14 protein-coding genes are annotated in these 12,982 nt (G+C 39.0%); all 14 read right to left on the reverse strand.

Translation table 11 applies throughout. From position 1 onward, the window contains the following. Window positions 1-5: 5 nt before the first annotated feature. The 14 genes from ACIQXF_RS20440 to ACIQXF_RS20505 all read right to left on the reverse strand — a co-directional run bounded on the left by ACIQXF_RS20440 (window position 6) and on the right by ACIQXF_RS20505 (window position 12,529). Window positions 6-446 (reverse strand): low molecular weight protein arginine phosphatase, encoded by a 441-nt coding sequence (locus ACIQXF_RS20440; protein ID WP_402786823.1) that lies wholly within the window; start codon window positions 444-446, stop codon window positions 6-8. A gap of 24 nt (window positions 447-470) precedes the next feature. Further along, the gene (locus ACIQXF_RS20445) at window positions 471-968 is read right to left on the reverse strand and encodes a manganese efflux pump MntP (protein ID WP_402786825.1); all 498 of its coding nucleotides are present in this window, start codon (window positions 966-968) and stop codon (window positions 471-473) included. Window positions 969-1,343: 375 nt separating this feature from the next. Next, on the reverse strand, window positions 1,344-2,378 hold the full coding sequence (locus ACIQXF_RS20450; protein WP_402786828.1) for an L-threonylcarbamoyladenylate synthase: 1,035 nt from the start codon (window positions 2,376-2,378) through the stop codon (window positions 1,344-1,346). 104 nt (window positions 2,379-2,482) lie between these two features. Next, window positions 2,483-3,076 carry a stage II sporulation protein R gene (locus tag ACIQXF_RS20455; protein ID WP_402786831.1) on the reverse strand — a complete coding sequence of 198 codons (594 nt, stop codon included), beginning with the start codon at window positions 3,074-3,076 and terminating at the stop codon, window positions 2,483-2,485. Window positions 3,077-3,120: 44 nt separating this feature from the next. Then, the gene (gene prmC / locus ACIQXF_RS20460; protein ID WP_402786834.1) at window positions 3,121-3,981 is read right to left on the reverse strand and encodes a peptide chain release factor N(5)-glutamine methyltransferase; all 861 of its coding nucleotides are present in this window, start codon (window positions 3,979-3,981) and stop codon (window positions 3,121-3,123) included. After that, window positions 3,968-5,044: a peptide chain release factor 1 gene (gene prfA, locus ACIQXF_RS20465; protein WP_402786837.1), complete on the reverse strand. Its 1,077-nt coding sequence runs from the start codon at window positions 5,042-5,044 to the stop codon at window positions 3,968-3,970. Before prfA ends, prmC begins: the two co-directional genes overlap by 14 nt. Before the next feature lie 207 nt (window positions 5,045-5,251). Continuing rightward, on the reverse strand, window positions 5,252-5,824 hold the full coding sequence (locus tag ACIQXF_RS20470) for a thymidine kinase (RefSeq protein WP_402786840.1): 573 nt from the start codon (window positions 5,822-5,824) through the stop codon (window positions 5,252-5,254). 169 nt (window positions 5,825-5,993) lie between these two features. Beyond that, window positions 5,994-6,212 carry a hypothetical protein gene (locus ACIQXF_RS20475; protein ID WP_402786842.1) on the reverse strand — a complete coding sequence of 73 codons (219 nt, stop codon included), beginning with the start codon at window positions 6,210-6,212 and terminating at the stop codon, window positions 5,994-5,996. A gap of 94 nt (window positions 6,213-6,306) precedes the next feature. Then, a complete protein-coding gene (gene rpmE, locus ACIQXF_RS20480; RefSeq protein WP_249075165.1) occupies window positions 6,307-6,510 on the reverse strand; it encodes a 50S ribosomal protein L31 in 204 nt (67 codons plus the stop codon). Window positions 6,511-6,714: 204 nt separating this feature from the next. Next, a complete protein-coding gene (rho, locus tag ACIQXF_RS20485) occupies window positions 6,715-7,998 on the reverse strand; it encodes a transcription termination factor Rho (protein WP_283870713.1) in 1,284 nt (427 codons plus the stop codon). Window positions 7,999-8,276: 278 nt separating this feature from the next. Continuing rightward, window positions 8,277-9,236 carry a class II fructose-bisphosphatase gene (gene glpX, locus ACIQXF_RS20490; RefSeq protein WP_402786847.1) on the reverse strand — a complete coding sequence of 320 codons (960 nt, stop codon included), beginning with the start codon at window positions 9,234-9,236 and terminating at the stop codon, window positions 8,277-8,279. A gap of 95 nt (window positions 9,237-9,331) precedes the next feature. Further along, window positions 9,332-10,618 (reverse strand): UDP-N-acetylglucosamine 1-carboxyvinyltransferase, encoded by a 1,287-nt coding sequence (locus tag ACIQXF_RS20495; protein WP_402786849.1) that lies wholly within the window; start codon window positions 10,616-10,618, stop codon window positions 9,332-9,334. A 61-nt stretch (window positions 10,619-10,679) separates the two neighbouring features. Continuing rightward, window positions 10,680-11,330 carry a fructose-6-phosphate aldolase gene (gene fsa, locus ACIQXF_RS20500; protein WP_402786852.1) on the reverse strand — a complete coding sequence of 217 codons (651 nt, stop codon included), beginning with the start codon at window positions 11,328-11,330 and terminating at the stop codon, window positions 10,680-10,682. A 344-nt stretch (window positions 11,331-11,674) separates the two neighbouring features. Continuing rightward, the gene (locus ACIQXF_RS20505; protein WP_402786855.1) at window positions 11,675-12,529 is read right to left on the reverse strand and encodes a class II fructose-bisphosphate aldolase; all 855 of its coding nucleotides are present in this window, start codon (window positions 12,527-12,529) and stop codon (window positions 11,675-11,677) included. Between the last annotated feature and the right edge of the window lie 453 nt (window positions 12,530-12,982).

Genomic DNA, 12,982 nt, shown 5'->3' on the forward strand with positions numbered 1-12,982 from the left:
GCTCCTCAATCCTCTTCAAATTTTTTTACTAATCGTATTACCAATGCCTTTAATTCCGCAAATGTTGCTTCATACATTTCTTTACTTCCACCATAAGGATCTACGACATTTTCCATGCTACCTTCGCTTGTATATTCTTTTAAAGTAAAAACCTTATTTTCTGTATTCGGATAATTAGCGACAATCATATCTTTATGAGCAGATGTCATGGTTAAAATTAAATCTGCCCATTCCATTTCAGTTATCGATAACTGTGTTGCAGAATGTTGATGAGTCATATTTGCTTCATTTAATACTTGTTGCGCATGCGCAGACATTTCAGCATTAGGCATAGCATAAATACCTGCTGAGCGAACCTCAATATTGTCTTTTTGTTGGTGTTTTAAAATAACCTCTGCCATTGGACTGCGACAAGTATTTCCGGTACAAACAAAAAGTATTTTCACACTTATCACCCTCCATTGTTTTATCTATTGTTGGATAGCTAGAAAACTCATAATGATAAAAATAATCCCTGCGAATATTTGAATGTTGTTGCCAAAAAAGATTTGGCTTCTACGTGCAATGACTAATGACCCATAAGAACAAATAAGGGCACTAGCACCTGCACTAAGAATAAATATTGTTTTCTCTAAGTTTAGCATACCAAATGAAACACTTACTGAAAAGGTATCTAGGCTTGCAGTCACAGCTAAAAGTACTGGTGAAATCGTTACTTTTTCGTCTTTATGTGAAAACAATAGTAAATGCAGCCCCATACAAAACAATAAAATGCTTGAAATCCATTGTCCCCACTCTAACAGGAATTGAGCTAAATAACTTCCCAATTCAAAACCTAATAACGGGAATAACATATGCAGTGCAGCCGTCCACACTGACAAAAATAATCGATATTTAACATTTGGTATTAATACATATAAACCGATCACATCAACAGATGTTAATATGCCTGCAAGAATCCCCTGCAAGAAAGCACTCCTTCACTCCCTATTATTTTATCATTTTATGCCCGAAAATACAGTATTATCATAATCAACCAATACACATTTCTTTATCAATTTCGCCAAGGCGAAATTGCGTCCGGATTTTGTGACATCCGCCGGAGGCTTTAGGCCAACAGATGTTTTTTGCGCGAAAGCGTAGCGTCAGCGGCAGATGTTTTTTTGCGAAAGCGTAGTGCTAACGCAGCGGTAGTAAAAGGTTTTGTCTGTGCGAAAGCGTAGCGACAGCAACAACATGAAGTTGGTTACTCAGTAGACGTTTCTTCTACTGAATGAAGATAAAAAAATAGCATGCCAGAAGAAACTTCTAGCATACTATTATTTATGAGAGATTCTGATTATCTATGGTGTAAACCATTTCCCGCCAGCAGCTTTTTCAAGTCGATTCATGATCGCAGCCCCTACCCCTTCAGTCGATGTGGTAGTTGCTAAGATAATTGTGGCTGCCGTTTTATCGCAGGCTCTTAATGCATGATACAGGGTCGCCCCCATCTCTTCTTTACTACCAATTTCCCCTATCGAGAAATAAAAATCTGTCTCGATGTCAACAAAGCTATCAGGGGCAAGTAGTGCTACTTTGTGCCCTTGCGTTTGTAATTGTTGTACAGCCTCATTAACTTTCGATAAATCACATTCAATTAATAACACAGGGGCATTCGGTGCATAGTGTGTATATTTCATACCAGGGGCTTTTGGAGTAGTCTCTAATTTTTGCTCTATTTTTGTTGGCTGAATAACAGGGCCAATTCCAGCCTCTAGCATTTCCTTAGTGATTCCTCCTGGACGCAAAATAACTGGAGGCTCATGTGTAACGTCTAACACTGTGGATTCTAGTCCAATTCCTGTAGAACCTCCATCTAAAATATAAGGTATGTACCCGCCTAAATCATCCTGCACATGAATTGCCTCTGTTGGACTTGGTTTTCCGCTACGATTTGCACTTGGTGCAGCAAGCGGTTTTTTTAATTGTCGGAGTAATGCTAGTGCAACTGGATGATCTGGCATACGAATGCCGACAGTATCAAGCCCTGCTGTTACACTTTTCGCCAGTATATTTGGCTTTACAGGCATAACAAGTGTCAAAGGGCCCGGCCAAAATAAATCCATACATTTTTTGGCTACTTCTGAAATATGCTCAATATAAAGCTCAATCTCCTCTTTTGTGCCAATGTGGACAATTAGTGGATTATCCGAAGGGCGACCTTTTGCTTCAAATATCTTTTTGACTGCTGTATCATTCGTTGCAACTGCCCCTAATCCATAAACCGTTTCAGTTGGAAATGCTACAACCTCTCCTGCATTTAAGATATCCACAGCCTGTGCATAATTTATCTGACTATTCACATTACTGTCCACAATCTTGCAAACGGTTTCCATGATTAAAACCTTCCTTTACGTAGTCGTTTTTACTGAATTATCCACATAATGTTTATAACTTATTAAAAATTGTGTATAAGTTATCTGAATTTGTGCACAATTCATCAAAAAAATCCTTTAATCCATTCCCAAATAAAGAATGTAACTTGTTCCTTTTCTTCTTTCTCTTCTTCTTTATCTAGTTCTTTATCTGGTTCACAAATCGATGGGAATATGCTGCACCACCAGTTATCACCACGTGCATCACCGATTTTTACGACAATAGAATGATACATATTTTGTGGATATAGCATAGCATTCTGTCTCTTTGGCGGAAATAAGTTATCCCCAAGTACAACCTGTGTATCAAGCTGTGGATAATTTACTTTTATTTCTGCTTCAATTTGTTGTTTTAATGAACGTATTTGCTTACTATCCACATCTCCAACAGTAGTAGCTGCTACTTGTTTAAAATACGGCTTTAATCCATTGACAAGTTGCTCTTTTTCCAACTGATCTAGTGACGTATTGCTATTCGCAATAACACGTATACGAAAATCGTTTTCTTGTTCCTGATTCGTATTTCCCTTCGCAAAACCTACTAATGATGGAATATATAAAATGCATAGTTGTAAAGCTATTGCAATTAATACTAGTCTAGCAAAAGCTAGAAAGATATTTTGTTTAGGTAATCTTATAATCTTGTATTCATTTAACATAAAAACCCCTCCTTGCTCAACATTGTTGGCAAGAAGTAGATACTTTATACATGAATTTCACAAAAAATCATTCGAGGTTTACCATTAATATCTTTTTCTATCGAAATTGTAGCCTGTGGAAAACTATCTTTAAAGAATTTAGCCACTTGCTCCCCTTGTGTATAACCGATTTCTAGCCCGATCAGTGCTGGTTTATTCATAAAGTCCGGTAGCTGCTCGGCTAATTTTCTATATAAAACAAGCCCATCTTCCTCTGCAAAAAGAGCACTATGTGGTTCATGCTCTAACACGATACTTGACATCTCTTTCGCTTCATCAAAAGCAATATATGGAGGATTAGATAACACAATATCGAATTTTTCACCCGAAAGAGGAGCCGTTAAATCTCCTAAGCGAAAATCAACATCTGCCTCTAATCGTTGGGCATTTTTTTGTGCAGTTGCTAAAGCATCCTGCGATAAATCAGTAGCTACGACTGTTAACGCTGGGCATTCTAGCTTCATAGAAATAGCAATCGCACCGCTGCCCGTGCCGATATCAGCTAGTTTCAATGCTTGTCGATTAAAAATTTTGCTCATACGATTGATGGTTCCAAGCACTAATTCCTCCGTCTCAGGTCTAGGTATAAGCACTGACTCATCGACTATAAATGAGCGACCATAAAATTCTTCACTACCGACACAATATTGCACAGGTCGTCCGTCCGCATGTTCTTCAATCAGTTCTTTAAATTTCTCTTTTTGTTCAGCTGTTAATACATCCTGTAGATGCAGCATAACACCTGAATAACTAGTGCCAAGTATATGCTGCATTACAATACGTGCTGCTGTTTCCTCACGACCATTATCCACTAAAAAAGAAGAAGCCCATTGAAGGGCCTCCATTACATTATTATAGGTCATCATTTAATCGCTCTAACTTTGATGCTTGCTCCTCTAAAATGAGCGTATCAATGATTTCGTCTAGTCTACCTTCGACGATTTGATCTAGTTTTTGAATCGTTAAACCAATACGATGGTCAGTTACACGGTTTTGTGGATAATTGTATGTGCGTATACGCTCTGAGCGATCGCCTGAACCTACAGCTGATTTACGTGTAGCATCGATTTCCTTTTGTGCTTCCTGCAAATACATATCAGCAACACGAGCACGAAGAATTTTCATTGCCTTTTCACGGTTTTTAATTTGTGATCGCTCATCCTGCATCGATACAACAACACCTGTCGGTAAGTGAGTCATACGAACAGCAGACATCGTTGTATTTACCGACTGACCGCCTGCACCAGAAGATGCAAATGTATCAACGCGGATATCTTTTTCATGGATATCAACATCTACTTCTTCAACCTCAGGTAAGCAAGCTACTGTCGCTGTTGATGTATGAATACGCCCTTGAGATTCTGTTGCTGGTACGCGTTGTACGCGGTGTGCACCATTTTCAAATTTGAATTTCGAATAGGCACCTTGACCGTTAATCATGAAAATAACTTCTTTATAGCCGCCCATTGGGTTTGGCGTCGCTTCCATTATGTCAATTTTCCAGCCCTGAGTTTCTGCATAACGAGTGTACATACGGAATAAATCTCCTGCGAAAATATTCGCCTCGTCTCCACCAGCTGCCCCACGAATCTCCATAATAACGTTTTTATTATCATTAGGATCTTTCGGAATTAATAAAATACGTAAACGTTCTTCTAATTCCTCTTGCTGATCTTTAAGAAGGTTGAATTCTTCTTTTACCATCTCATGCATATCAGGATCTTTTTCATTATCTAGCATCTCACGTGTATCAGCTAATTGCTCTTTTACACTTTTATATTCACGATAAGTATCTACAGTTTCCTGGATATCTGATTGTTCCTTGGAATATTCACGTAATTTTTTACTATCATTCACAATATCAGGATCACTTAAAAGCTCTGTAAGCCTTTCATAACGATCCTCCACTGCTTGTAATCGATCAAACATGGATTTCACCTCTATTTAGTTTTTTTAGAAGTTTCCCCGTTTATGGCTTCACTAAAAAGAGAAACTCTAAATTAGAATTACGCTATAACGTAATGGTTGTTTACTGAATATACTTTATTTCCACTACTTAGTATAAGGAAAATTTCGCGTGTATGCTACTTTTTCTTAACGTTATAATTTTCTATACGTCATCTAATCTTAAGTAGGTTATAGTGACGGATGTGCGTGACATTTTCGGCAAACTGGATAGTAAGAATCATTGCCTCCAATTTGAATTTGATCTCCTGTATAAACAGGCTTTCCACTTTCATCAACACGTAAATTCATTGTCGCTTTTTTATGGCAGAACCAGCAGATTGTTTTCATTTCTTCAATTTTGTCTGCATATGTAAGCATGTACTGACTGCCTTCAAATAACTCATTTTGAAAATCATTTTTTAAACCAAAGCCCATCACTGGAATATCTAATTCATCCACAATGTTAGCTAGTTGTAAAACATGTGCCTTTTTCAAAAATTGCACTTCATCTACAAGTACACAGTATGGTTTGACATCATTGTTTTTAACTAGTTCAAAAATATTTGTATCCTCATAAACTGGAATGGCTTGTTGTCGTAAACCAACTCGGCTTGAAACAAAACCAACCTCATCACGTGTATCTAAACCTGAAGTAAATATCATTACAGGCTTTAGTTGTTCTTCATAATTATGGGCAACTTTTAAAATCTCTATTGATTTACCACTATTCATTGCACCATGTTTATAATATAGCTGTGCCATTTTGTCTTCTCCCTTTCTTTTGGTCGATCTGTATTTTGAAAAGACTTGCATCAACATGTTTTAAGTTTTAACTTCTTTCAGCAAAATGACTTTTGTACCGAAAGCGTAGCGACAGATGTTTTATGCGCGAAAGCATTGTGGCAGCGGTAGGTACAGAAGTCTCCCACTTCTATAGAAGGTGAGATGAATTCGGACTTAATCTATTTTTCAACGATGTCCAAACACCCGCCGAAATAGTAGAACTCAGTCTAAGAACGCCACGTCCTGTGGCAACGACTGGGTGACCAACTTCATGCCGCTGCCGCTTCGCTTTCGCGCAAAAAACATCTGTTGGCCAAAACCTCTGGCGGATGTCACGGAATCGAAAAGGAGTTCTTTGTGCATGCACAAAGCCAATTCCGGACACAATTATGCCGAGGCATAATTGATTATACTGAAAAAAATACCTGCCAAGCACATGCTTGGCAGGTATTAAACTAACATTAGTTTTTAAGACCGTATTTTTTGTTGAAACGATCCACGCGACCATCAGCAGACGCGAATTTTTGACGGCCAGTATAGAATGGGTGACATTCGTTGCAGAACTCGACAACGATGTTTTCTTTTACTGAACCAGTTTTGAAAGTGTTACCACAAGAGCAGGTTACTGATGCTTCTTTGTAGTCTGGATGAATTCCTTGTTTCATATTCGTTTTCTCCTCTCGCCCTGAACCATCTGGAACAGAGTATTATCGAACTGTACCTTACATAGCCCGAATATGTCGGCTACATATGTACACGTTACATACCAAACTATATTATCATACAAAATGTAAGTTTGACAATAGTTTTGAATGTATTAATAATTGGTATATAACAAAAAAGTGGGGATAATAAAATCCCCACTGGTTTTATAGTAAGCCTTTACCTTTAGTAGCTTTTTTCATATCTTCATTTAGCTTTTCAAAGAATTCTTCATTTGATTTTGTCGTACGTAATTTTTTCAGGAAGCGCTCTGCAAAATCCGGCGCGTCTGAGAATGTTTTACGAATCGCCCACAGCTTTTCAAGTTGTTCAGGCTCAAGCAGAAGCTCTTCCTTACGTGTACCTGAACGACGAATATCAAGCGCAGGGAATATGCGACGCTCTGCTAATTGGCGATCCAGATGAAGTTCTAAATTACCTGTTCCTTTAAATTCCTCATAAATTACCTCATCCATACGAGACCCTGTATCCACTAAAGCTGTCGCTAAGATTGTTAAGCTACCACCTTCTTCAATATTACGTGCAGAACCAAAGAAACGTTTTGGTCTATGGAAGGCAGCAGGATCAATACCACCAGATAGCGTGCGACCACTTGGCGGAATAACCAAGTTGTAAGCACGTGCTAAACGAGTGATAGAATCCATTAAAATAATAACATCACGCTTGTGCTCAACTAAACGACGTGCACGTTCTAATACAATTTCGGCAACTTTCACATGGTTTTCTGGAACCTCATCGAAAGTCGAACTCACTACATCTGCATTCACAGAACGTTCAATATCTGTTACTTCCTCGGGGCGCTCGTCAATAAGTAATACGATTAACTCTGCCTCTGGATAATTTGTTGTAATGGCATTTGCTATTTCTTTTAATAACGATGTTTTCCCTGCTTTAGGTGGTGCAACGATTAGTCCACGCTGACCAAAACCTACAGGTGCCACTAAATCCATTATACGTGTTGATAAATTGCGCTGTGTTGTTTCAAGCTTAATTTGTCGATCAGGATATAATGGCGTTAATGCAGGAAAATGCACACGTTCCTTTGCCACTTCTGGGTCTTCGCCGTTAACAGCATCTACTTGCAGTAGTCCATAATAGCGTTCGTTTTCTTTAGGTGGGCGCACTTTCCCCGACACCTTGTCCCCATTACGTAGGTCAAAGCGGCGGATTTGAGATGCCGAAATATAAATATCCTCTTTACTTGGAGAATAGTTAATTGGTCGAAGGAAGCCAAAACCTTCTTGCGAAACAATTTCTAGTACACCCTCCATAAAGAAGTAGCCCTCTTGTTCTGAACGCGTTTTCAAAATAGCAAATATTAATTCTTTTTTCGTTAGCTTGCTATAATATGAAATTTTATATTGGCGTGCAAGGGCGTAAAGCTCTTTTAACGTCATGTTTTCTAATTGAGCGATTGTCAATGCAGACATATGCACAACTCCAGTCTTTTTCAAAATATAATGCAATTATTGGGGTTATCATTGAAGTTTTTTTATGAAATGCTCCGTTATACTAGTTGATTTTTTGTACCTGTTAGTGTTCTCTTTCAAGAACAGTAGTTAAACCCTTACTGAGCGCTAAGGGTACACCAACCAACCATGTAAAATACAGAAGCATAACATAACCTTAAAAATACTATGGGATGGTTTAAATTTAGAAGAAGGTACCTAGCGCAAAAGATGCGCTAGGTATATTTTAGAAGAAAATTTTATTTATAGCTAGGTTTTTTATCAAGAGCGTGACGACCTTCAACAAATCGCACAGTTCCAGATTTAGCTCGCATAACAACTGAATGTGTTAATGCATAGGCTCCTTTATATTGAACACCTTTTAATAGCTCGCAATCTGTTACAGCAGTTGCCGCAAAAATAGCATCGTCGCCTTTAACTAGGTCATCTAAATGAAGAACTTTATCTACGTCAACACCCATTTTTTTGCAACGTTCTAGCTGTTCCTCATCTTCTGGTACTAGTTTTGCTTGGAAGTCTCCACCTAAACATTTTAATGCAACAGCTGAAATTACGCCCTCTGGTGCACCACCTGTACCAAACATAATATCAATACCTGTTTCATCAAAGGCAGTATTTATTGCTGCCCCTACGTCGCCATCTTGAATAAATTTAATACGTGCGCCTGCTTCTCGAATTTCATCAACAATTGCTTGGTGGCGTGGTCGATCCAAAAGAGTAGCTACCACATCTGAAATATCTTTATTTTTAGCTTTAGCTACTTGTAATAAATTATAAGTAACAGAAGCATTAATATCGACCTTACCAGCCGCTTCTGGTCCTACTGCAATTTTCTCCATGTACATATCAGGCGCATTTAGCAGATTACCCTTATCTGCAATTGCAAGTACAGTCATTGCACCATTTGTACCTTTTGCCACAATATTTGTACCTTCTAAAGGGTCAACCGCAATATCTACTTGAGGACCTCCATTACGTAAGCCAAGTTCTTCACCAATATAAAGCATTGGGGCTTCGTCCATTTCGCCTTCACCAATTACTACTGTAGCATGCATTGGAATTGTATCGAACATTGCGCGCATCGCCGTTGTTGCTGCATCATCTGCCTCAATTTTCAAACCGCGTCCCATCCATTTCCCGGATGCGATTGCTGCTGCCTCTGTTACTCGTACTACTTCCATCGATAAACTACGTTCCATTGTTGTTTTGCCTCCCGTTATCGGCTTAAGTCTTTCGCCGAAACATTCAAATTACCTCTATTGTAACATAATTGGTTGAAAACTTTTAGCTCTCATTATTCCTTTGTCTCTGCTACGCGTGCCATTATCGTTTCACGTCGAATATTAGCGCCTAAATCACGTAATTTTTCAATAAGTGAGCTATATCCTCGTTCAATATGATAGATATCATGAATTTCTGTTTCTCCCTCAGCTAAAAGACCCGCTAATACTAATGCGGCACCAGCACGAAGATCTGTAGCTGTTACGGTTGAACCATGAAGTTTACTAGGGCCAGTAATAATGGCCGTATTTCCTTCTACACGTGCATTGGCATTCATACGACGCAGTTCATCAATATGCTTGAATCGAGCTGTATAGATTGTATCTGTCACTTTTGAGGAACCAAATGCCTGAGACATTAATACAGCAAGTGGCTGCTGAATATCCGTTGGGAATCCAGGATACACTAATGTTTTAACATCAACAGCATGCAATGTAGAGAGGTCCGTTTTTGGTACAAAAATACTTTCTTCACCGATGTCAATCTTCACACCCATTTCACGAAGCTTGGCAATAATGGCCTCTAAATGCAGTGGAATAACATTATCGATTGTAATGCCTTCACCGACTGCTGCAGCCATAATCATAAATGTTGCAGCTTCAATGCGATCTGGGATAATTGTGTGCTCCGTACCATGAAGCTCCTCTACACCCTCAATACGAATAACACTTGTACCTGCCCCTTTAATATTGGCGCCCATGTTCGCAAGAAGAGTCGCGACATCAATAATCTCTGGTTCTTTCGCTGCGTTTTCAATAACCGTGCGTCCCTTCGCTAGAACTGCAGCCAACATTATATTAATAGTTGCTCCTACGCTAGCAACATCAAGAAATATTTTTGCGCCAATTAATTCTTCAGCACGTAAATAAATTGCTCCATGCTCATTTGTGATTTTTGCACCTAATGCCTCAAAGCCTTTTATATGTTGGTCAATAGGACGTGGCCCTAAGAAGCAACCACCAGGTAAACCAATTACAGCTTTTTTAAAGCGACCAAGCATGGCGCCCATTAAGTAATAGGAAGCGCGAAGCTTTTTCACGTTACCATTTGGTAATGGCAAAGCAATCATATCTGTTGGATCAATGGTCATTATGCCATCCTTAAATGAAACTTCTCCACCGATTTCCTCTAATAATGCCTTTAGCGTCCATGCATCGGAAATTTCCGGTAACCCTCCAATTGTCACTGGAGAGTTCGCCAAAATTGATGCTGGAATTAAGGCGACTGCACTATTTTTTGCACCACTAACTTTAATTGTACCCTTTAGACGATTTTCGCCTGCAATTTTATAAACATCCATTTTGCGTTCTCCCTCATGATTGGAAAGTAATTTTTTGCGATTGACTCACTTTATAATCTTATTATTCGCTTTTTCTCTTATTCCAATCCGCTAAAAATCCTTCAATTCCTTTTTCAGTTAATGGATGGCTGAAAAGTTGCTTTAATACTTTAAAAGGAGTTGTTGAAATATGTGCGCCAGCAAGTGCTGCTGCTGTTACGTGTTGCGGGTGACGAACGGAAGCAGCAATAATTTGCGTATCGATATTATGAATTGTGAAAATATCTGCAATTGTTTCAATTAGCTCTACACCATTTTGACCAATGTCATCTAAACGGCCGATAAATGGTGATACATATGTAGCACCTGCACGAGCTGCCATTAATGCTTGGTTTGCACTAAAAATTAATGTAATGTTCGTTTTAATACCTTTATCTGCAAAGAAACGACAAGCCTCTAAGCCAGCTGGTGTCATCGGTAATTTAACTGTAATATTTGGAGCAATAGCGGCTAATTCTAGGCCTTCTTTAATCATACCTTCTGCATCTAGCGCAATTACTTCCCCACTTACTGAGCCATCTACAAGCTCCGCAATCTCACGAAGTCTATCATGGAAAGAAACATTCTCTTCTTTAGCAACTAATGATGGGTTTGTTGTAACACCTGATAAAATACCCCATGCGTGTGCTTCTTTAATCTCTTCAAAGTTTGCTGTATCAATGAAAAATTTCATAATTTTTCCTCCCGATCTCTATTTTCTTATATCAAAGAATATTTTCCAAAAATTTATCTTCATTCAGCAGAAGACTCCCCCTTCTATAGGTGGTGAGATGTATGCAATTTTGATTAATTTTTCAGTGGATGTCCAAACACCTGCTGAATGAAGATAAAGCCTCCGGCGGATGTCACGGATTTTCAAAGGAATGAATTGTGCGGGCACAATTCAAAATCCGGACGCAATTACGCCAAGGCGAAATTGATTATTATTTCAAAAACAAGAGAAGGTCGACATTTGCATCAACACTTCTCTTATTATGTGTATTCATCTATGCTTTTGTAACATATTAGATGCAAAAATTAGGCTTTTTGTGCACTGCCGAATTCGCGAATTTTACCAGTAACTGTTGCTTTAATCGCTTCACGTGCTGGAGCAAGGAATTTACGAGGGTCATAAACAACTTTATCATTATCAAGAATTTCACGAATTACTTTTGTAGCAGCAATTTGATTTTCAGTATTAACGTTAATTTTTGCTGTACCTAATGAAATTGAGCGTTGGATATCTTTTGTTGGGATACCTGTACCACCATGTAATACTAATGGAAGGTCAGCTAAGTTTGAAATTTCTTCCATTTCTTTAAAGCCTAAGTTTGGTTCTCCTTTGTAAGGACCATGCACAGAGCCAAGTGCTGGCGCTAAGCAGTCGATATCTGTTAACTCAACCATTTTGCGGCATTCTTCTGGATCAGCGTACATAATACCACCGATTACACCATCCTCATCACCACCTACTGTGCCAAGCTCAGCTTCAACAGAAACACCTTTCGCATGAGCGTATTCAACTACTTTAGAAGTAATCGCAATATTTTCCTCGAACGGATGATGAGATGCATCAATCATAACAGAAGTAAAGCCTGCATCAATTGCTTCTTTACATTTATCAAAGCTTGAACCATGGTCAAGATGAATAGCCACTGGTACTGTAGTGCCATAAGATTCCATTAAACCTTTTACCATGTGTACAACGGAGATAAATCCGCCCATATATTTACCAGCGCCTTCAGAAACGCCTAGAATGACTGGAGATTTCTCTTCTTCTGCTGCTTGTAAAATTGCTTGAGTCCACTCAAGGTTGTTGATGTTGAATTGACCAACCGCATAACCTTCTGCTTTTGCTTTAATTAACATCTCTTTCATAGATACTAATGCCATACTAAAAATCCTCCTCATAGGACTATTTTTTTCATAAATATGCTATTTAATCATAGCAAAAATAAAAGCCCCTGAAAAGCAGGGGCTTTTATTTTCTACGCGAAAGCGCAGTGTAACGTAGCGGCAGCGGTTTGTTTTCTGCACGAAAGCGAAGCGACAGTGCAACCGTAGTGCAGTGCAACGCAACGTAGGTTTCTTCCCTGAAAAGCAGGGGCTTTTATTTTCTATGCGAAAGCGCCGTGTAACGTAGCGGCAGCGGTTTCATTTCTTCACGAAAGCGAAGCGACAGTGCAACCGTAGTGCAGTGCAACGCAACGTAGGTTTCTTCCCTGAAAAGCAGGGGCTTTTATTTTCTACGCGAAAGCGCCGTGTAACGTAGCGGCAGCGGTTTCATTTCTTCACGAAAGCGAAGCGACAGTGCAACCGTAGTGCAGTGCAACGCAACGTAGGTTT

Source organism: Lysinibacillus sp. NPDC097231 (genome assembly GCF_044761885.1).
GTDB lineage: Bacteria > Bacillota > Bacilli > Bacillales_A > Planococcaceae > Lysinibacillus.